Source organism: Nitrospirillum amazonense (genome assembly GCF_029594735.1).
Lineage (GTDB): Bacteria > Pseudomonadota > Alphaproteobacteria > Azospirillales > Azospirillaceae > Nitrospirillum > Nitrospirillum amazonense.
On the sequence record NZ_JARPAF010000004.1, the window covers coordinates 1373342 to 1392838 of the forward strand.

A 19497-nucleotide genomic window follows, 5' to 3' on the forward strand; every position below is an offset into this window, starting at 1 on the left:
GACGATGAGCAACGCACATTCCGTCGCGGCCGCCGACGCGGCCCTGCTTAATGCCGTGGAGGCTCATGACGAGCACCACCACGACGATGGTTCCAAGACCACGCTGGGGTTTTGGATCTACCTGATGAGCGACTGCATCCTGTTCGCCGCCGTGTTCGCGGCGTTCGCGGTGCTGCGCGGACAGACGGCCGGCGGGCCGGACGCCAAGGAGCTGTTCAGCCTGCCCTACGTGGCCGGTGAAACCGCCTTCCTGCTGGTGTCCAGCTTCACCTACGGCATGGCCATGATCGCCGCCGAGAAGCAGAAGCAGTCGGCCACCCTGCGGTGGCTGGGTGTCACCCTGCTGCTGGGCCTGGGCTTCATGTTCATGGAACTGCATGAGTTCGCCGAGCTGATCGGCGAGGGTGCGGGCCCCGACCGGTCGGCCTTCCTGTCGTCGTTCTTCACCCTGGTCGGCACCCACGGCCTGCACGTCCTGTCCGGCATGGTCTGGATGGTGACGCTGATCGCCCATGTGCTGCGCCGCGGCCTGACCCACGCCAACATCGTCCGCCTGACCTGCCTCAGCCTGTTCTGGCACTTCCTGGACATCGTCTGGATCGGCGTGTTCACCATCGTCTACCTGTCGGGAGTGGCCGCGTGATGGCTACCGCACACACCACTGCTCACGGCCATGATCATGGCCACCATGGCGAGGGCGCTCACGGCAGCGTGAAGTCCTACATCGTCGGCTTCGTCCTGTCGGTCATCCTGACCGCCATCCCCTTCGGCCTGGTCATGTCCGGCGCCCTGCCGGCCGGGACCGCCATCCCGGTGTGCTTCGGCCTGGGCATCGTCCAGATCATCGTGCACCTGGTCTACTTCCTGCACATGAACAGCTCGTCGGCCCGGTCCTGGAACATGGCCGCCTTCCTGTTCACACTGCTGATCGTCGCCATCCTGGTGGTTGGTTCCTGGTGGGTCATGCTGCACCTGAACGCCAACATGATGCCGGGCGCCATGCCCATGGAGTAAGGCGTCTTCCCGGGGGCAGGGCTGGATCAGCATCCTCCCCTCCCCCCGGGCGCTTTCCCACCAAACCCGCGCTGTTGACCACCGTGCCGTTGGGCACCGTCAGGGCGACCACGAGACCACCCGGCCCCCTGCGGCGGGATGGCCCCGTGGTCGCCTTCGTCATTGCCGGCCCCCCGTTGAACCGTTAGTCCTACCGGAAAAGACATCCGTCACCGGGAGGGACTAGGGACAGGATGGAAGAGATTTCGATCCAGGACACCACCAACAAGAAGAACCTGCTTCTTCTTGTGACCCTGCGATGGCTGGCGGTCGGCGGCCAGGTGGCGACCATCGCCATGGCCCAGGCCTGGTTCGATATCGAACTGCCCCTCATTCCCATGGCCGGGGTGGTTCTGTTCCTGGTGCTGCTGAATCTGGTCAGCCTGTACCGCAGCCGCACCAGCCCGCACATCGCCAATGGCGAACTGTTCCTGGGCCTGCTGCTGGACGTGGCCGCCCTGACGGTGCAGCTGTACCTCAGTGGCGGCGCCACCAACCCCTTCGTCTCGTTGTTCCTGCTGCAGGTCATCTTAGGCGCCGTGCTGTTGCAGCCGGCCCTAACCTGGACCCTGGTGGGCCTCACCAGCGCCTGCTTCGTCGGCCTGACGGCCTATCACCGGGACATCGCCCTGTTCTCCCAGGGGCTGGCCTCGGCCGGAGGGGCCTGGCCCCGGGTGTTCGACCTGTACCTGGCCGGCACCTTCATCTGCTTCCTGCTGGCTTCCGTGCTGGCGGTCAGCTTCGTCACCCGCATCAACGGCAACCTGCGCCAGCGCGATGCCCGCCTGTCCGATCTGCGGCAGAAGTCGGTGGAGGAGGACCACATCGTGCGCATGGGGCTGCTGGCCTCGGGTGCCGCGCATGAGCTGGGAACGCCCCTGGCCACCCTGTCCGTCATCCTGAACGACTGGCAGCACATGCCGGCCAACGAGCGCGACGCCGAACTGCTGGACGACGTGGCGGAGATGCAGGCGGCATTGGCCCGCTGCAAGGAGATCGTGTCGCGCATCCTGCTGACGGCGGGCGAGGCGCGGGGCGAAGGGGCGGAGCGCACGACCCTGGTGCGGTTCCTGGACGCCGTGGTGGCGGACTGGCGCCGGGCTCACGCCGACCGCGCCATCGACTACACCAACCACATCACCGACGATGTGGCCATCGTGTCCGACACCGCCATCAAGCAGAGCCTGTTCAACGTCTTCGACAACGCGTTGGAGGCCAGCCCCGCCTGGGTCGGTATCGACGTCGCCTGCCATGACGGCCTGCTGACCGTCACGGTGCAGGACCGCGGGCCGGGCTTCGCGCCCGACATCCTGGCCCGTTTCGGCAAGCCTTACCAGTCCACCAAGAACAAACCAGGCCGTGGCCTTGGCCTCTTCCTTACGGTCAATGTGGCGCGCAAACTGGGTGGCCGGGTAACCGCCGACAACAACCCAGCCGGTGGCGCCACCGTGGAACTGCGCCTGCCCATCGAATCGCTAATAATCGCGGATGGGGTGATCGAGGATGCCGATGATGGACGATAATCCCATTGCCGACGAGGACGCCCCCGTCCTGCTGATCGTGGAAGACGACCCGTCCTTCGGCCGGGCGCTGAAACGGTCGTTCGAGCGGCGGGGATATCATGTGGTGAGCTGCGACCGGGCGGAAGCCGTGCCCGACCTGCTGACCAAAGAGGCGCCCGACTTCGCCGTGGTGGACCTGAAGCTGGCCGGGGCCTCCGGCCTGGAATGCGTGAAGATGCTGCACGCCCATGATCCGGAGATGAAGATCGTGGTGCTGACCGGCTTCGCCAGCATCGCCACGGCGGTGGAAGCCATCAAGCTGGGGGCCTGCCACTACCTGGCCAAGCCGTCCAACACCGACGACATCGAGGCCGCCTTCGGCCGCACCGAGGGCGACAGCGGCGTCGGCCTGACCACCCGCGCCACCTCCATCAAGACGCTGGAGTGGGAACGCATCCACGAGACCCTGGCCGATACCGGCTTTAACGTCTCGGAAGCCGCCCGCCGCCTGGGCATGCACCGCCGGACCCTGGCCCGCAAATTGGCCAAGCAGCGCGTCAGTTAATTCCGGTTGACGGCACAACCTTGGCTGGCTGGAAATGGGCCCCACCAGAAAACGGGAGGGGTCATGGATCTGTTCAGCCTGGAAGGAAAGCGGGCGCTCATCACCGGATCGACACGGGGCCTTGGGCACGCCATCGCCCTGGAAATGGCCCGCGCCGGCGCGACAGTCATCATCTCCAGCGAAGTGCCGGACGACTGCGCCCAGGTGTCGGCGGCGTTCGCGGCCCAGGGGTTGAGCGCCCTGGCCATTCCCTGCGACGTCAGTGATGACAACGCCCTGGACGACCTGGCGGCCGCCGCGGAAAGTCGGCTGGGCGGTATGGACATCCTGGTCTGCAACGCCGGCCTGAACCTGCACAACGGCCCCAGCGCCACCACACCGGATGAGGCCTATGACCGTGTCATGGCCATCAATCTGCGCAGCGCCTTCCGCCTATGCAACCGTATCGCTCCGTCCATGGCGGCACGGGGGGACGGTGCCATCATCCTGATGTCCAGCCTGTCCGGCTTGCGCGGCAACCGCGGGCTGGGCGTCTATTCCATGACCAAGGCGGCCCTGGCGCAGATGGCGCGCAACATGGCGGTGGAGTACGGCCCCGGCAATGTGCGGGTCAACGCCATCTCCCCCGGCCTGATCGACACCGACCTATCGGCGGTGTTCAAGGCCGACCCGGCCCGTTTCGAGAAGCGTATGGCCCAGACGCCCCTGCGGCGCATGGGCACGCCGCGCGAGATCGCGGGCACCGCCGTCTACCTGGCCTCCGCCGCCGGCGCCTTCGTCACCGGTCATAACCTTGTGGTGGACGGCGGGACGCTGATCACGGATTGATCGGCGTCGGGACCATCAAGCCGCCAGCAGGCCGCCAGCGGGTCCCGCCGGGCCGTCCAGCACGTGGTCCGGCGCTGGAACACCCTGGAAGTGACCCAGCAGCACCCGGGCGACGTCCACCTCCGCCGTTGGTCGTCCACCATTGACGCGGCCGACCGCCCGGACCAGCAGATCCGGCGCGTCGGTGACGCGCCCCTGGCGGGCCTGCGACCGGGCCAGGCTGATCGCCGCCCGCAGATGCCAGGACAATGCCCCTTGACGTTCGGCCACCGCCAACGCCTGGCGATACAGCATCTCGGCCGCCGCCTTGTCGCCCCGCTGAAACAGCAGTTCGCCATTCAGGCGCATCAGTTCCGGTTGAGCCCAGCCTTCTTCATTGGCCTCGGCGCGGGCCAATGCCGCCCCGACCATCGCCAAGCCGCCCTCCAAATCGCCCGCGCGCGCCAGGGCCAACGCTGTCTCGCGCACCAGGATGCCATAGCGCGCATGGGACAGGTCGCCGATATTCGCCATCTGGCGACGCAGTTCTTCCAACCCCTCCGCCGTCCCGCCGGCTCTCTGGCGCAGGATCAGGCCGAAGCCGCGTGCCCACGGCTGCCAAGTCAGCGAACCGTGCCGCTCCGCCAGCAGCGTCAGCAGATCATTGTGTCGCTGCGCCGCGGCCCAATCCCCCGTCATCATGGCCAGAGGACAGGCCGACTGCCCCAGCACGACGCAGGTGGTGTAGGCGTGATCCAGCGCCATTGCCTGCTCCAGGCAACGGCGCAACTGTTCCATTCCCTGGTCGATATTCCCCTGCAGCCAAAGCATGCCCGCCAGCGCGCCGCGCGCCACGATCTGCTGGTCCATTTGAAACCGGATGCGGCGCCCCGTGGCCGGCCCGCTCTCCGCCAGGCTTAACGCCATCTCCGTGTGATGGCGGGCCTCTGCCGGGTCGCCCAATATGTACAGCGCCCCGCCAACCATACGCTCAGCCAGCGCAAGAGCCGACGGATCGCCCCCCTCGGCCACATCCTTCCGCATGCCCCGGACCAGTTCCAGCGCCTGGCGCACCCGGCCCTGCTGAAGATGGCAGAAATAGAGGCCCTGTTGCGCCTGCAGCCGGCCGTCCCCATCACCCAGACGGCCGGCGGTGGCCAGGACTCCCTCCCACAACGCGGCCACCTGATCGGGCGGTGCGATGCTCATCACGGTGACGGCCATGACCCATAACATTTGCAAGTCCAGGCTCTGCCGATCATCGGCGTGGGGCAGGGGGCTGCCCAGCGCCAGCGCCGCCCAGCGGTGGCATTCCATACCAAGGGACAGACACTGCCAAAGGGGGGCCACGGCCAGCACCAGTGCCCGCCCCACGCGTACTCCCTCATCACCGGCATGGTTAAAACACCAGTCCAGCGCCTGGCGGACGTTATCGATCTCCACCGCGTAGCGGTGCGCCATCTCGCCCGCCGGGCGGGTGGCCCACTCCGGCAGGATGGACTGGAACAGGCGCAGATAGTGGGCGGCGTGGGCCACCCGGGTTTCCGCACCGCCACCACTGGCCTCCAGCCACTCCCCCGCGTAAGTCCGTACCGTGTCCAACAGGCGGTAGCGCGCCTCCGTCCCCCGCCGGTCGGCCACCACCAGGGATTTGGCCACCAGTTCGTCGACGATATGCCCGCTGGTGCCCTCGCCATCCAGGTCGGCCGGAGATACGACCGCCATCGCGGCGGCGGCATCAAAGCCGCCGACGAACACCGACAGCCGGTTCAGCACCGCCCGCTGCGCGCCGGACAACAGGGCGTAGCTCCAATCAAAAGCCGCCCGCAGCGTCTGGTGACGCGGCGGCGCGGTACGCCGCCCGCGCACCAGCAAGCCCAGGCGGTCGTCCAGCCGGCATGCCACACCGGTGATGCCGTAAGCGGCCACCTGGCCGGCCGCGAGTTCCAAACCCAGGGGAATGCCGTCCAGACGCTGGCAGATCTCCGCCGCCGCGGGTGCCTCCGCGTCCGTCAGCGCGCCGCCGCCAGCCCCCGCCGCCGCCCGCGCCATGAACAACTGCACCGCGGAATGCGCCAAGGCTTGGCTGGCGCTCAGACCTTCCGACCGCATAGGCACCACCAACGGCGCCAGGCGGTGGACGTGCTCCCGCTCCAGCCCCAGCGGCTCCCGGCTGGTCGCCAGGATGTCGAGACCGGGCGCGCCGGCCAACAAGGCGTCGGCCAGCGCCGCCGCCGCCGCGATCACCGGCTCGCAACTGTCCAGCACCAGCAGCATGCGCCGGGGTTTCAGGAAGGCCAGTAGGGCCGGCATGGGATTGGCGGCATGGATATGGGGCGCCAGGCGGGCGGCCACCGCGGTCTCTACCAGCCCGCCCTCCCCCACGGCGGAAAGGTCGATCAACGCCACGCCGTCCGGATAGCGCCCAGCCACGGCGGCCGCCACGGCGAGGGCCACCGTCGTCTTGCCCATGCCGCCAGCCCCGACGATGGTAATCAGGCGCTGCCGACCCAGGCTTGCCGCCAGCGTCGCGATGGTTTCATCCCGGCCCAGTGGCGGGGCCATCTGCCGCGACAGGGCGAAGGCGGCCATGGCGGGGGATGTCGGGGGGGCGGGCCCCGCCCCCTCTTTCAGGACCTGGGCGACAAAGCGGTAGCCTTGGCCTGGCACCGTGCCGACATAGGGGCCGTCGTCGCCATCCTGCCCCAGCGCCCGACGCAACTTGCCCATCTGGACGCGCAAGTTGTTTTCCCCGACGTGTAGCCCGGGCCAGACGCGGCTTTCCAACTCCGCCCGGTCCAGCACCTCACCCGCCCGTTCCACCAGCGCCAGCAGCAGGTCCAGGGCCCGGCCGCGCAGGTCGATGGGCTGACCCGCCGTCAGCAGCCGGCGGGCCGGATAAAGGCTGTACGGGCCAAACCGATAGACGGCTTCGGCCGATGGCTTTGTTGTTGCTTGTTCAGGCATGGGTCAGGCCCCGGGGTAGACCGCTTTCTGCATCCGAACAAAAGTGGTTAATAAAGGCAACCATTCCGCCGCCAACCTATACGCCTGCCTTATGGGGCGGCGCTATGCCAGCTCCCGTGTCCAGGGTGCCGAACCGGCGGTGAAGCGGTGCGCCAGGAAATCCAGCAGCACCGCCACCCGGGCGGCGCGCGGACCGCCCGCCGGCGTCACCAGGTTGATGGCCAGGGGTGGCGGTGCCCAGTCGCGGCACGCAACCACCAGGCGGCCATCGCGCACCGCCTCCCACGCCAGAAAATCCGGCTGCATGGCCACCCCCAGCCCAGCCAGCAGCGCGTCCTGCAGCGCGTCGGCGTTGGTCGCGCTCAATGGCCCCTTGACCCGCACCGATTCCTCCGTGCCATCCACATGGACGAAGCGCCACGTCTCCCCCGTCGCCAGATAGCTGTAGACCAGGCAGGCGTGATCCTTCAGGTCGCGTGGCCGGACGGGCATGCCGCGGCGGGCGAAATAGCTGGGCGCCCCGACCACCCATCGTCGCACGGGGCAAAGACGCCGGGTCATGAGGCTGGAGTCGGTCAGCTCGGCGATACGCAGCGCCACGTCCACCCCTCCGGCCACCAGATCGACCAGCCGATCATCCAGCTGCAAGTCTACCGTGACGTCGGGGTAGGCTGTCAGGAAATCCGGCAGGGCCGGGGCCACATGGCGCACGCCGAAGGACATGGGGGCGGCCAGGCGCACGCGGCCATGCGGCTGGCTGGACTTGGCCTGGGCCTCCGCCTCCACGGCCTCCCCCTCCGCCAGGATCTGCGCCGCGCGCACTGCCAGCACCCGCCCCGTTTCGGTCAGCGAGAACCGGCGGGAGGTGCGGTGGATCAGCCGTTCGCCCAGCCGTTCCTCCAGCCGCTTCATGACCTTGGAGACCGTGGCGTTGGAGACGCCGAAATCACTGGCGGCGGCAGCGAAGGACCCGGTTTCCGCCACCTTGGCGAAAATGGCCCAGGCCTCAAGGTCGGGGATGGGCATGGGGACTCTCCGGTGTCATGGCGTCAAAAATGGAAATGATGAAGTTCCATAGTTTCTATTTTCGCCAGCGTCAACCAGGGCCATCTTAGGTCCTGTCAGCGGCGCCCACCGACGCCGCGCCAAGGATGAAAGCAAGGAGCTTTGTCATGATTGAACGTCGTCCGTTCGCCAAGCTGGGTGGCGCCAACCATGGTTGGCTGAAGGCCAAGCACCATTTCTCGTTCGCCAGCTACTACGACCCGTCCAACATGGGCTGGGGCAGCCTGCGGGTCTGGAACGATGACGAGATCGCGCCCAAGTCCGGCTTCCCGCCGCACCCGCATGCCGACATGGAGATCATCACCTATGTCCGCGACGGCGCCATCACCCACCAGGACAGCCAGGGCAACGAAGGCCGCACCGAGGCCGGCGACGTGCAGGTGATGTCGGCCGGTTCCGGTATCCGCCATTCGGAATACAATCTGGAGAACGAAACCACCCGCATCTTCCAGATCTGGATCCAGCCGGAAACGCGGGGTGGCACGCCCTCCTGGGGGGCCAAGCCCTTTCCCAAGGCCGACCGGTCCGGCAAGTTCGTGACCCTGGCCAGCGGCTTCACCGGCGATGAGGGCGCCTTGCCCATCCGTGCCAAGGCCCGGGTCATGGGCGCCACGGTGAAGGCGGGCGAGCGGGTGACCCTGACCGTCGACCCCAGCCGCCATGTCTACCTGGTTCCGGCCAAGGGCGTGGTGGAAATCGACGGCGTCCGTATCGAGGCCCGTGATGGCGCCGCCATCACCGACCAGGCCACGGTCGAGGTGGTGGGTGTCGAAGACGCCGAGGTGGTGCTGGTCGACGCCGCCTGACGAGTACCGGGGCGCCGCCGCAACGGCGGTGCCCCGTCCTTCGGCCTTATATCGCCCGGCCGGGAACCGGCCCAGGGTCTTGGAACGGCGCGGCGAGGCCCTAAATGCTTGATGCTGGCCGCCGATACCGGCGGCTCCTGGCGATAGTCGTGCAACCGTTCAAGACGGGGGCAACCCTACAAGACAGGAGCGAAACGGGCTGTTACGCCCCACGCATCCTCACGATCCACGACGGGAGTTCCCACCCATGAGCACCAAGCCGAATTTCCAAGGCGTCCCAGGCGCGCTGACGCCGCTGCTGGCCGACATGTTCGCCCTGTACCTGAAGACCAAGAATTTCCACTGGCACATCTCCGGCCCGCACTTCCGCGAATACCATCTGCTGCTGGACGCGCAGGCGGCGGAGATTTTCGCCACCACCGACGCCATTGCCGAGCGCGTGCGCAAGGTGGGCGGCACCACCTTGAAGTCCATCGGGCAGATCGCCAAGCTGCAGCGCATCAAGGACAACGACGCCGAGAAGGTGGGCGCCCTGGACATGCTGCGCGAACTGCACGAGGACAACGTCACCCTGGCCGGCATCCTGCGCGAGGCGCATGAGGTATGCGACGAGGCGGGCGACGTCGCCTCCGCCAGCCTGCTGGAGAACTGGATCGACGAGGCGGAAGAGCGCGCCTGGTTCCTGAACCAGACCATCGCCAAGGACTGATCCCCTTGTTCCGGCCCGCTTTTCTTTCGGCCGGTTCATCATTTCAGCGCACAAACCGCCAAATCGCGTTCAACCCTGCAAGTCACCGGCCCCCGGTCGCCCCTACCTTGGGCGCCGTCGGGGGCCGGGTCCCGGTTCCGGACACACCCCGGACACACCAGGAACAGCAGGGTCATGACTCTGAACAACGACATCCACCCATCCCCAGCCGGCGACGACCAGCCGGCCGTCTCTAGCCTGGGCGTCACCGGGGGCGGGCCGGGCACGGGTCGCCGCGCCGTGTTGATGGGCGGCGGCGCCATCGCCGCCCTCGCCATGCTGCCCACTGGCGCCGCAACAGCCCTTGCCGCCCCCACCGAAACCGTTTCCCCCGCCACCGGCCCGCATATGGCCGACAAAGGAACCCATGCCATGAGCTTCATCACCACCAAGGACGGCGTCCAGATTTTCTACAAGGACTGGGGCCCCAAGACGGCGCAGCCGATCGTCTTCCATCACGGCTGGCCGCTGAGCGCCGATGACTGGGACAACCAGATGATGTTCTTCCTGGCACATGGCTACCGGGTCATCGCCCATGACCGCCGCGGCCACGGCCGGTCCACCCAGACCGACACCGGCAACGAGATGGACACCTACGCGGCCGACGTCATCGCCCTGGCCGCGGCACTGGATCTGAAGAGCGCCATCCACGTCGGCCATTCGACCGGCGGCGGCGAGGTGGCGCACTATGTCGCCCGCGCCGAAAAGGGCCGCGTGGCCAAGGCCGTGCTGGTCGGCGCGGTGCCGCCCATCATGGTGAAGTCCGACAAGAATCCGGGCGGCCTGCCGCTGGAGGTGTTCGACGGCTTCCGCACCCAGCTGGTGGCCAACCGCGCCCAGTTCTACCGCGACATCCCGGCGGGCCCCTTCTACGGCTTCAATCGCGCCGGCGCCAAGGTGTCGGAAGGCGTGATCGACAATTGGTGGCGCCAGGGCATGATGGGCGGCATCAAGGCCCATTACGACTGCATCAAGGCCTTCTCGGAAACCGACTTCACCGAGGATCTGAAGAAGATCGACGTGCCCGTGCTGATCATGCACGGTGACGACGACCAGATCGTGCCGATCGCGGACTCCGCGCACCTGGCCATCAAGCTGGTGAAGAACGGCACCCTGAAGGTCTACAAGGGCCTGCCGCACGGCATGGCCACGACCCACGCCGACACCATCAACGCCGACCTGCTGGCGTTCGTTAAGGGCTGAGCGGCTTTGTGAACGGCCTGGGAAGGGGGGTGCGCTCCATGGCGTGCTCCCCTATACCCGTGTCGCTGTCCGCCGCCGCCGGGCGCGCCAGATAGACCATCAGCGACGCCCCCGGCATGGATGGCAGCGACAGAGGCACGAAGTCGTACTCCTGCCGGCCCCGTAGCGGATGGTCTAGCCATTTGCGCCCCGCGCACAGGGCGCGCACCTCCTGCCCCGGCCACACCCGGCGGAAGGTGTCGCTGGCCGCCAGCAGATCGTCGATCAGGGTTCGGAATCGCGGATCATTGGCATGGGCGGCGCTTTGTCCCCGAAAGATGGAGGCCAGCGCGCGGGCGGTGGCGTTCCAATCCGACCGTTCCTCCGGAGAGGGGGAGCGCGTGAAGTAGCGCCACAGCATGTTGCGCGCATAGGCTGGCGCCTCGGCGTCGAAACGGAACAGGTCCGCCGCTCCCTGGTTCCAGGCCAGCACGTCCCAACGCGCATCCACGATGTAGGCCGGATCCGGTTCGAGACGGCGTAACAACACCAATGACTGCGCGTCCACCCCGTCGCCCGTGCCCTCCAGCCGCGCCGGGGGCCGGCGGCCGGCCAGGGTGAACAAATGGTCCCGTTCCACCGCCGTCAGGCGCAGGGCGCGCGCCAGGTTGGCCAATACCTGGTCGGACGGACGGACGTCTCGCCCCTGCTCCAGCGCCGTATACCAGGCGGTGCCTATGTCAGCCAGCTGCGCCACCTCCTCCCGCCGCAGGCCGGGAGTGCGCCGCCGCCGGCCCACAGGCAGGCCGACCGAGGCCGGGTCGAGATGCCGACGCCGGTCACGCAGGAACGCGGCGAACGCCCGGTTACCGCCGTCTACGGAAACACCTGCGGGTAGGGGGCTGTCCATAGCCTGATAGTCCCAATAGTAGGATAACTGGATTCTTCTTATAGGATACAGCGCTGGTCATTCTTTGGTCCAGACCGGCCACGCACAGGCGCCGTGGGCCGTTTCCTGACCGGAGAATGATCATGACAAATCCCCTCCCCATCGATTCGCGTGTGGCCCTCATTACCGGCGCCAACAAAGGCATCGGGCTGGAGATCGCGCGGGGCTTGGGGCGGCACGGAATTACCGTGTTGCTGGGCTGTCGGAACGAGGCGCTGGGCCGCGATGCCGCCGGCCAGTTGACCCAGGAAGGCCTGCACGCCCACGCCCTGACCCTGGACGTGACCGATCCGGCCTCTATCCTGGATGCAGCGGCGCGCATCCAGCAGCGCTTCGGCCGGCTGGACATCCTGGTGAACAACGCGGGCATCGCCGCGCGGGAAGAGGCTGATGCCGCGCGCGAAGGCAAGCCCCTGGTGGACGTGGAAGTGATGCGCCGCGTTTATGAAACCAACGTCTTCGGCCCCGTCGCCGTTACCCAGGCACTGCTGCCGCTGCTGCGCCAAGCGCCTGCCGGCCGCATCGTCAACGTTTCCAGCGGCCTGGGCTCGCTAACCAATATGAGCGACCCCCGGCATCCCTACGCCGGGCTGGCCGTCCCGGCCTACGCGTCGTCCAAGGCGGCGCTGAACGGCGTCACAGCGCAGCTGGCCAAGGCGCTGAAGGACACGCCCATCAAGGTGAACAGCGCCTGCCCCGGCCACTGCGCCACCGACCTCAACCGTCACAGTGGGCCGCGGACGCCCGCGCAAGGGGCGGCGACGCCCATCCGCCTGGCGCTGCTGCCGGACGACGGGCCGACCGGCGGCTTTTTCAACGACGAAGGCGCCCTGCCGTGGTGACAGGGTAACATGCTAATGGACTGGCGGGCGATGATCCCGCCGGTCCATGCGGCTTAACCGGAATCCGGCTACGTGGATCAGCCGGAGGTCATCGTGGTCTTCAAATTCAGCGCGCCGACAGGGGACGTGCCGTAGCAATTCTCCGCCGCCCAGGTGCAGCCGGCGCCGTTGACCATGTCGAAGCCGCCGCCCGACTGCCGCATCAGCACGTGGCCGGCGGCGTTGCCGTTCACCTGCGCCAGCCGCGATTTGCCGGTAGTTGCCATGGCCCCGCCGGACGACTGGTCGCAATTGTCCAGCACCGTCAGGTTGCTGAACCAGCCGCGCACCATGTAGGTGGCCCCGCCGCCCTCATTATAGCCGGTGCAGTTGCGCAACCGCATCTGCACCAAGCCGTAGACATGGGCGCCATTGGGGTCGCCCGGTGATAGCGAGCGGCAGTTGTTCTCGAAGCCCACCTGCTCGATGGCCGCACCGCTGGAGGTGCCGTTGTTGTAATAGAAGCCGTAGCTGCCGTTGTCGCGGCAATACCCGCCGAAGATGCGGACATCGGTGGTGCCGCCGTATGTCGAATCAAAATTGGTGGCCATCATCCCGCACTTGGTGTTCTGGGCGAAGAAGCAGCCCACCACGGTGATGGCGGAGCAAACGCCGCCCTTGGACTGGGCGAAGACAGCGCCGTTCTGCTTGCAGTCCTGGAAGAAGCAGCCGACCAGCAGGGATTCGAAGACGTTGCCCTCGAACAGCAGGCCGTTCAGGCCCGCGCCCTCGATGCACAAGCCATCCAAGGTGACGTTGTAGAAGAAATAGGAACTGCCGTAGGCGATGATACGCAGCCCGTTGCCGTCCTTGCCGCTGCCCAGAATCTTCATGGCGCCCAGGATGCGGAAGTAGCGGACGGTGTTGACCGCCTGCAGGCTCATGATGTCGGTGCCGTTGGTGATGGTCGACACCAGGGTGGCGCCCTGCGCCTGCAATCCCCAGGGCTTGCCCGCGTCCTGGGTGGATACGAAGGAGATGGTCTTGGCGATGGCGTAGGTGCCGGCCGGCACGATGACCATCAGCCCCTTGGTGGCCGCCGCCGCCAAGGCCTTGGAAAAGGCGGCGCTGTCGTCCGTGACGCCGTCGCCAACCGCGCCATAGTCATAAATGGTTGGGGTGGCCTTGGCCGTGGTGGTCTGCGCCACCTGGACGGCCCCCTCGGCCTCATCAGGGGCCGGTGCGCCCGCGCGCGCGGCGGCCACCGCAGACAAGCCGAAGGGCAGCGCGGCACCGGCCGCGATCAAATGTCGGCGATCCATGATTTACCTCGCTGAAGAACAATGTGTTCCGCCACTGTCCCTGTTGAAGCCTGAATTTCCTGGCCGTTTAGGAAGTTCCAGCTTAAGGAGCGCTAGACCTATGGGGGAAGAGGGTGGCAGCTCTCTTTCGGCGGTGCCGTATCAGAATTCACCGACACGTACAGTCTCGCAAGACCAAAACCGCGCAAATAGAGGTAGCATTCGGTATACCTCCGACAGCAAATTTCCCGCCATTTTATACCGACTTCATCCACCACTGGAGACATAGGCAGGTTTTCGTCATATGCCGCACTGCAATAGACATATGCCACCCGCGCCATGTGACGAAACTGTGTTCGCCGAATGCCCAATAGCAGCCACGCGCCACTGCAGGGCATTGTTCCCCTGCTTGCAAACGGCACCAATCCGTTTGATAGATTGCCTTTATGTTAAATTGTATGTAATCACCACTTGCTCAATCGGTATCGACCTAACCAAGCAGCTCTGTCCAACCAGTGCCTTTCGGTAGTGAAGCAAGCGACCGGCCCCACGCCACGGTGATGCCATGATCCCGTGCCAGTAACGGGGACGGATGACTTCTTAACCATAAAAAAGGCGGCGGCCCCACTACCGGGGACCACCCGCCTTCGAAGGCAGGCTCCCCGGGAGGGACCACCCCATAGATGCGCGTGACCGGCCCCTTGGCTTCAGCCGAAGGGCGGGCTGACGGAGGTCGTCCCTTATGGAGGTTTTTTGTGGTGTACGCAAAACTTTGGCATCGGGCAGGCCTGGTAGGGCTGATGCTGCTGTCGGGCTGCACCGCCTGGTTGCCGCCGTGGGAGCAGGCCAAGCCCGCCCCCCAGAAGATCGCGGTCACCCGACCGGCCCCAACCCGTGCCAAGGCCCCGGCGGCCCCCGCCACCGGGACGGGTGACACCGCCCGCGTGGCGGCCGCCCGCCGCACCTCCCCCTCCCCCACCCCGTCCCAGACGACACCGGCGGCGGCCAGCGCCGGCGCCATGGCACCGTCCGATATCGAGCTGGTGGGTATGGACGAATCCCAGTTACAGGCCCTGATGGGTCCCCCTTCCTCGCAGCAGGACTTGTCCCCGGGGAAGGAATGGCTTTACCGCCACGGGACCTGCACCGTCGACCTGACACTGTACCCCGACATCAAGACGCAGGCTTACCGCGTCCTAAGCTATGAGGTGACAAGTGACAATGACACCGGCGACCGCAAACGCTACTGCCTGGCCGACCTCCGGTCCGTGGCTCAAGCCAAATGACGTCCTGCCGGCCGTGCCGGCCCGCGTGGTCCTTGTCGACGATGACGAGGCGTTTCGCGAGGCGGCCACGGGCGAACTGGAGGACCTGGGCTTCACCGTCACCGGCTTCGCCGACGCGAAGTCGCTGATCAACTACCTGACCAGCCCCGACGGTTCGGGCCTGGATGACGGCGCCGCCGACATTCTGGTCATCGACTGGTGCCTGGAGCGCACGCTGGGCATTGACCTGCTGCCCGACCTGCGGCGACGCGGCTGCCGCATCCCGGTCATCTTCCTGACCGGCATGTCCATGCCCGCCAACGAGACGTTGGCCCTGGATCGCGGCGCCGTCGACTTCATCGACAAGACCCGCGGCATGTCTGTTCTGGCCCGCCGCATCCGCCTGATTTTGCAGCCGCCCGCGGCGGCCGCTCCTACCCCTACGGCTAAGTCGGGGGATGAGATCGTCTGCGGCAAGCTTACCCTTAAGCCTAAGGTCAACCGAGCCTTTTGGCAGGGTCGCGACGTGATGCTTACGGTTACCGAATTTAGTATCGTCGAGTTCATGGTGGCCAATTTGGGCGAGCACGTCACCTACCGGGCCATTTACGACCGCGTGCATTGGAGCGGGTTCGTCGCCGGCAGCGGCGAGGATGGCTTCCGGACCAACGTGCGCTCGTCGATCAAGCGGATCCGGAGCAAGTTCAATGCTATCGATCGTGGCTTTGCGGAAATTGAGAATTTCGCGGCCTTCGGCTACCGATGGCGTGATCCGGCAACCATCGATGCCGCGGCGTCTGAGGTGGGCCGCCCGCAGGATATCCGGATCACTCACGGTTAGACTGGGCTTCCTGCTCGCCATCTTCGCCGCCCTTCCCTTCATCCTTTATGGCCAATTCGAAACGGCGGACCGCAAGGAAAGGGAGATTGTCACCAAGAACCTGCGGTACAGCAGCTGGCTCATCGCCCAGGCGTTGAAGCCGCTGCTGAACCGCGAAAGCGGTCCGCCCACCGCGTCCTTGAACGAGGAGCTGGCGAAATATGGCGGCGACGGCACCAACCTGAAACTGATGTTCCAGCCCAAGGGTGGAGCCGCCGGCCAGGACGGCGGCTTCTACTTTTTGGCCTCGGCCCCCAAGGTCGGCGCGGCCGACCTGGGCGCCATCCTGGACAACCTTCAACGCCATGGCATCGTCTCGCAGGTGGCGGAAAGCTGCACCTGGGACAAGCCGGTCGACATCCGCTACACCCAGCCCACGGGGCATGAGGAAATACTGACCTCCGTCGTGCCCATCCAGAGCCGCTGGGGCTGCTGGGTCCTGGTTTCTTCCCACGTCACATCGGAACTGCTGGCGACCGCCATCGGCCGCCCCTACTGGCAGACGCCACAGGTGCGGCTGTCGTTGATGCTGTACCTGGCCGTGGCCGTCATCGCCCTGCTGACCGCCCTGTCCGTGCGCCGCCACATCCGCCATTTCCGCCACGTCGCCCGCGAAATCCGGCAGGGCCGGGTGGCGGGCAACACCTTCGCCAGCCGCAACGCCATCCCCGAGCTGGACAGCGTGGCCCGCGACTTCGACGGCTTGGTGCACGACCTGCACCATGTGGCCGGCGTTATCCGCCAGACGGCGGAGGACAACGCCCATTCCTTCAAGGGCCCGGTCGCCACCATTCAGGCCTGCCTGGAGCCGCTGAAGCGCCTGATCCCGGCGGAGCACGCCCGGGGCAAGCGCGCCGCCGAATTGATCGAGCTGTCGCTGGACCGGCTGAAGGCGCTGATCTCCGCCTCGCAATGCCTGGATAACACCATGGCGGACATGATCGAATCCCCGCGCGAGGCGGTGGACCTGACCCAGATCGTCGCCGACATCCTGAAAAGCTATCGCGAGGTGCTGGTGGCGCGGCAAATCCGCCTCAGCCGCCAGCTGCCCCCCGACGTGCTGGTCCGCGCCGGCAAGGTCGCCCTGGCCGTGGTGGTGGAGAACATCCTGGACAACGCCGTAAGTTTCACCCCCGACGCGGGCGCCATCGCCGTGCGCCTGCAGGAGGAGGACGGCGTCATCAACCTCACCATTGAGGACAGCGGCCCCGGCATCGACCCGGACAAGATCGACAACATCTTCGACCGCTATTTCTCCCTGCGCCCGCCCGACCATGCCCGCCGCGACGCCAAGGCGGGATCGCCCGGCCACGCCGGCCTGGGCCTGTGGATCGTGAAGCGCAATGTCGAGGCGCTGGGCGGCACGGTCACCGCCACTAACCGCATCGGTGGCGGCCTGAAGGTCCACATCGTCCTGCCGTCCGTGACGTGAAGCCCTTCAGCACAACTTTCAAGGGAAAAATTCTTGGGGTGGTTGCCACTCCCTATTATAGTGTCGAGCGCCGCCTTATCTCTCTTTGGTTGCATTTGCGTGACAACCACGCTCCGGGCGGCGTCCGACACGGGAGGGACGTATCGCCATGAGCACGAACCCCAACATCCTGCTGGTCACCACCGACCAGTATCGCTTTCCGCGCTTCTCTTACGGACCTGAAGGCGGCTTCGCTGAAGCGCTGAAGCAGATCCTTGGATTCCAGGGCACCGTGGATGCCCACAATCCCTATGCCCCCTTCTTCCCCGGCCTGTTGCGCCTCCGCCATAACGCCGTCGTGCTGCGCAACCACACCATCGCCGCCAGCGCCTGCACCCCCAGCCGCGCCACGATCTATACCGGCCAGTACGGCACCCGCACCGGCGTGACGCAAACCGACGGCTTGTTCAAGAACGGTGACGCCGCCAACTTCCCGTGGCTGGCGCCGGATGGTATTCCCACCCTGGGCAGCTGGATGCGGGCCGCCGGCTACAGCACCCATTATTTCGGCAAGTGGCACGTCAGCAACCCGCCGGACCACAGCCTGCAGGCCTATGGCTTCGATGATTGGGAAGAATCCTACCCCGAGCCGCACGGCGCCTCGCCCAACAACCTGGGCCTGTACCGCGACATCGGCTTCGCCGACAGTGTCTGCACCTTCCTGCGGCGCAAGGCCCTGGGGCTGAACTATGACCGCGCCGCCGCCGTCAAGAGCGACAAGGCGCCCGACGCGACGCCACCGGACCTGTCCAAGGCGCGCCCCTGGTTCGCCGTCGCGTCCTTCGCCAACCCCCATGACATCGCGACATACCCGGCGGTGATCGCCCAGGCCCTACCGTCCGACACCGGCACGCCCGTCACCCTGCCCAATGGCCTGACGGTGGGTGCCACCCAGTCTGTCTTCGGCCCCTTGACTGTGCCCCTGCAGGGCGACCGCACGCCCCCGCCCACCGGCGGCACCCTGAAGGTCGCCCTGAACCCCCTGGGCTTCCCACAAGCCTGCGCCCACAATCCGCCCACGCTGGATGAGGATTTGTCGGCCAAGCCGTCCTGCCAGTATGACTATGCTTACAAGATGGGCCTGGCCCTCTCGGCCAAGGTGGGCACGGGCGCGGGCGGCGCCGTGCCGACGGACAAGATGGACGCGGCCGTGGCGGTCACGCTGAAAAGCTGCATCCCCTTCCAGCTGGCCGACAACCCCACGACCTCGGCCCGGGATTTCATCCAGCTGTATGCCTATCTGCACGCCGTGGTGGATGCGCAGATCGACCGCGTGCTGCGCACGCTGGAGGAATCGGGCCTGGCGGAAAACACCATCGTCGTCTTCCTGGCCGACCACGGCGAATATGCCGCCGCCCACGGCATGATGATCGAGAAATGGCACACCGCCTATCAGGAGGCGTTGCACGTTCCCGTCGTGGTGCAGTTTCCGCCGTCCACATATCGCGTGCCGGGTGGCCTGCGGCAGTTGGACCAGGTGACCAGCCATATCGACATCCTGCCCACCATCCTGGGCCTGGCCGGGGCGGACCAGGATGAGGCCGCCCGGCAGCTGGCGGCGGTCCGCGGGCCTGTCCCACCCCTGCCCGGCGCCGACCTCGCCCCCTTGATCCGCGGGGAAACCGATGTGGTGACGGAACCCAACGGCCTGCCGCGCCGGGGCGTGCTGTTCATCACCGACGATGAGATCACCAAGCCGCTGCCGCCCATTGGCGATCCGCACGAGACGGCCTCCTACGCCCAGTTCGCCGTGTTCGACGCCACGGTGGCCGCCGTGCGCGAAGGGTCTCACGGCAAAGGTCCCGTGCCGGGCCTGACACCGGGGCCGGTGCGGCAGCCCAATCATGTCCGCTGCGTGCGCACCCCGGACTTCAAGCTGTCCCGCTATCACGATCCGGACGGGCGCATGCCCCAGGAATGGGAAATGTACGACCTGCGGCACGACCCGAACGAGAGCGTCAACCTGGTGCAGGTGAGGGCGTCGCCGCCCACCGCACGCCATGACCTGCCCGGCTGGACCACCCGCGCCGCCGTGCAGGCGGAGGCCGACAGCCTGGCCGAGCTGCTCGCCCGGCTGGAGGCGCGGGACCTGCCGCCCCTGGCGCCCTGATCCCC

17 protein-coding genes are annotated in these 19497 nt (G+C 66.8%); 13 read left to right on the forward strand and 4 right to left on the reverse strand.

The window, feature by feature from the left end; translation table 11 throughout:
* Positions 1-4 precede the first annotated feature (4 nt).
* The 5 genes from cyoC to P5F91_RS26830 all read left to right on the forward strand — a co-directional run bounded on the left by cyoC (position 5) and on the right by P5F91_RS26830 (position 3948).
* Entirely contained in the window at positions 5-643 is a 639-nt protein-coding gene (gene cyoC, locus P5F91_RS26810) for a cytochrome o ubiquinol oxidase subunit III (protein WP_145610240.1), read from the forward strand.
* Positions 643-1014 (forward strand): cytochrome o ubiquinol oxidase subunit IV, encoded by a 372-nt coding sequence (gene cyoD / locus P5F91_RS26815; RefSeq protein ID WP_040849428.1) that lies wholly within the window; start codon positions 643-645, stop codon positions 1012-1014. Before cyoC ends, cyoD begins: the two co-directional genes overlap by 1 nt.
* 233 nt (positions 1015-1247) lie before the next feature.
* Positions 1248-2576, forward strand: coding sequence for an ATP-binding protein (locus tag P5F91_RS26820; protein WP_145610241.1), 1329 nt, complete (start codon positions 1248-1250; stop codon positions 2574-2576).
* Positions 2563-3120 carry a response regulator transcription factor gene (locus tag P5F91_RS26825; protein ID WP_145610242.1) on the forward strand — a complete coding sequence of 186 codons (558 nt, stop codon included), beginning with the start codon at positions 2563-2565 and terminating at the stop codon, positions 3118-3120. Before P5F91_RS26820 ends, P5F91_RS26825 begins: the two co-directional genes overlap by 14 nt.
* A 63-nt stretch (positions 3121-3183) precedes the next feature.
* Complete coding sequence (locus P5F91_RS26830; RefSeq protein ID WP_145610243.1) at positions 3184-3948, forward strand: SDR family NAD(P)-dependent oxidoreductase; 765 nt, start codon at positions 3184-3186, stop codon at positions 3946-3948.
* Between the two features lie 15 nt (positions 3949-3963).
* Here P5F91_RS26830 and P5F91_RS26835 read toward each other — a convergent pair whose 3' ends face one another.
* Together P5F91_RS26835 and P5F91_RS26840 are read right to left on the reverse strand one after the other, a co-directional pair.
* On the reverse strand, positions 3964-6894 hold the full coding sequence (locus tag P5F91_RS26835; RefSeq protein WP_145610244.1) for an ATP-binding protein: 2931 nt from the start codon (positions 6892-6894) through the stop codon (positions 3964-3966).
* Between the two features lie 102 nt (positions 6895-6996).
* Complete coding sequence (locus P5F91_RS26840) at positions 6997-7920, reverse strand: LysR family transcriptional regulator (RefSeq protein ID WP_277908737.1); 924 nt, start codon at positions 7918-7920, stop codon at positions 6997-6999.
* Between the two features lie 146 nt (positions 7921-8066).
* On the opposite strand from P5F91_RS26840, the gene P5F91_RS26845 reads away from it, so the two are divergent.
* From P5F91_RS26845 to P5F91_RS26855, 3 genes are all read left to right on the forward strand, one after another.
* A complete protein-coding gene (locus P5F91_RS26845) occupies positions 8067-8765 on the forward strand; it encodes a pirin family protein (RefSeq protein ID WP_277908738.1) in 699 nt (232 codons plus the stop codon).
* A 247-nt stretch (positions 8766-9012) separates the two neighbouring features.
* Complete coding sequence (locus P5F91_RS26850; RefSeq protein WP_088873085.1) at positions 9013-9474, forward strand: Dps family protein; 462 nt, start codon at positions 9013-9015, stop codon at positions 9472-9474.
* Between the two features lie 174 nt (positions 9475-9648).
* Positions 9649-10716, forward strand: a complete 1068-nt coding sequence (locus tag P5F91_RS26855) for an alpha/beta fold hydrolase (protein ID WP_479684996.1) — start codon at positions 9649-9651, stop codon at positions 10714-10716.
* Here P5F91_RS26855 and P5F91_RS26860 read toward each other — a convergent pair.
* Positions 10706-11605 (reverse strand): helix-turn-helix transcriptional regulator, encoded by a 900-nt coding sequence (locus tag P5F91_RS26860; RefSeq protein ID WP_145610248.1) that lies wholly within the window; start codon positions 11603-11605, stop codon positions 10706-10708. The genes P5F91_RS26855 and P5F91_RS26860 overlap by 11 nt on opposite strands.
* A gap of 122 nt (positions 11606-11727) precedes the next feature.
* On the opposite strand from P5F91_RS26860, the gene P5F91_RS26865 reads away from it, so the two are divergent.
* Positions 11728-12486: an SDR family oxidoreductase gene (locus P5F91_RS26865; protein ID WP_145610249.1), complete on the forward strand. Its 759-nt coding sequence runs from the start codon at positions 11728-11730 to the stop codon at positions 12484-12486.
* Positions 12487-12563: 77 nt separating this feature from the next.
* Here the strand turns inward: P5F91_RS26865 and P5F91_RS26870 are convergent, their stop codons facing one another.
* A complete protein-coding gene (locus P5F91_RS26870) occupies positions 12564-13787 on the reverse strand; it encodes a glycosyl hydrolase family 28-related protein (protein WP_145610250.1) in 1224 nt (407 codons plus the stop codon).
* Positions 13788-14524: 737 nt separating this feature from the next.
* On the opposite strand from P5F91_RS26870, the gene P5F91_RS26875 reads away from it, so the two are divergent.
* The 4 genes from P5F91_RS26875 (at position 14525) to P5F91_RS26890 (ending at position 19492) form a co-directional block, all read left to right on the forward strand.
* On the forward strand, positions 14525-15052 hold the full coding sequence (locus P5F91_RS26875; protein WP_277908740.1) for a hypothetical protein: 528 nt from the start codon (positions 14525-14527) through the stop codon (positions 15050-15052).
* Positions 14988-15872, forward strand: a complete 885-nt coding sequence (locus P5F91_RS26880) for a response regulator transcription factor (RefSeq protein ID WP_277908741.1) — start codon at positions 14988-14990, stop codon at positions 15870-15872. The genes P5F91_RS26875 and P5F91_RS26880 overlap by 65 nt, the downstream gene beginning before the upstream one ends.
* Positions 15817-17343: a sensor histidine kinase gene (locus P5F91_RS26885; protein ID WP_277908742.1), complete on the forward strand. Its 1527-nt coding sequence runs from the start codon at positions 15817-15819 to the stop codon at positions 17341-17343. The genes P5F91_RS26880 and P5F91_RS26885 overlap by 56 nt, the downstream gene beginning before the upstream one ends.
* Before the next feature lie 148 nt (positions 17344-17491).
* Positions 17492-19492, forward strand: a complete 2001-nt coding sequence (locus tag P5F91_RS26890; protein WP_145610254.1) for a sulfatase-like hydrolase/transferase — start codon at positions 17492-17494, stop codon at positions 19490-19492.
* The last annotated feature ends 5 nt before the right edge of the window (positions 19493-19497 follow it).

What these genes read in the sequence shown, in the direction of transcription:
- P5F91_RS26845 (WP_277908738.1), top strand. Translation starts at nt 8,067, where the DNA reads ATGATTGAACGTCGTCCGTTCGCCAAGCTGGGTGGCGCCAACCATGGT.
- P5F91_RS26855 (WP_479684996.1), top strand. Translation starts at nt 9,649, where the DNA reads ATGACTCTGAACAACGACATCCACCCATCCCCAGCCGGCGACGACCAG.
- P5F91_RS26870 (WP_145610250.1), bottom strand. Translation starts at nt 13,787, where the DNA reads ATGGATCGCCGACATTTGATCGCGGCCGGTGCCGCGCTGCCCTTCGGC.
- P5F91_RS26830 (WP_145610243.1), top strand. Translation starts at nt 3,184, where the DNA reads ATGGATCTGTTCAGCCTGGAAGGAAAGCGGGCGCTCATCACCGGATCG.
- cyoD (WP_040849428.1), top strand. Translation starts at nt 643, where the DNA reads ATGGCTACCGCACACACCACTGCTCACGGCCATGATCATGGCCACCAT.
- P5F91_RS26890 (WP_145610254.1), top strand. Translation starts at nt 17,492, where the DNA reads ATGAGCACGAACCCCAACATCCTGCTGGTCACCACCGACCAGTATCGC.
- P5F91_RS26880 (WP_277908741.1), top strand. Translation starts at nt 14,988, where the DNA reads ATGACACCGGCGACCGCAAACGCTACTGCCTGGCCGACCTCCGGTCCG.
- P5F91_RS26840 (WP_277908737.1), bottom strand. Translation starts at nt 7,920, where the DNA reads ATGCCCATCCCCGACCTTGAGGCCTGGGCCATTTTCGCCAAGGTGGCG.
- P5F91_RS26825 (WP_145610242.1), top strand. Translation starts at nt 2,563, where the DNA reads ATGATGGACGATAATCCCATTGCCGACGAGGACGCCCCCGTCCTGCTG.
- P5F91_RS26865 (WP_145610249.1), top strand. Translation starts at nt 11,728, where the DNA reads ATGACAAATCCCCTCCCCATCGATTCGCGTGTGGCCCTCATTACCGGC.
- P5F91_RS26820 (WP_145610241.1), top strand. Translation starts at nt 1,248, where the DNA reads ATGGAAGAGATTTCGATCCAGGACACCACCAACAAGAAGAACCTGCTT.
- P5F91_RS26835 (WP_145610244.1), bottom strand. Translation starts at nt 6,894, where the DNA reads ATGCCTGAACAAGCAACAACAAAGCCATCGGCCGAAGCCGTCTATCGG.
- P5F91_RS26850 (WP_088873085.1), top strand. Translation starts at nt 9,013, where the DNA reads ATGAGCACCAAGCCGAATTTCCAAGGCGTCCCAGGCGCGCTGACGCCG.
- P5F91_RS26860 (WP_145610248.1), bottom strand. Translation starts at nt 11,605, where the DNA reads ATGGACAGCCCCCTACCCGCAGGTGTTTCCGTAGACGGCGGTAACCGG.
- P5F91_RS26885 (WP_277908742.1), top strand. Translation starts at nt 15,817, where the DNA reads ATGCCGCGGCGTCTGAGGTGGGCCGCCCGCAGGATATCCGGATCACTC.
- cyoC (WP_145610240.1), top strand. Translation starts at nt 5, where the DNA reads ATGAGCAACGCACATTCCGTCGCGGCCGCCGACGCGGCCCTGCTTAAT.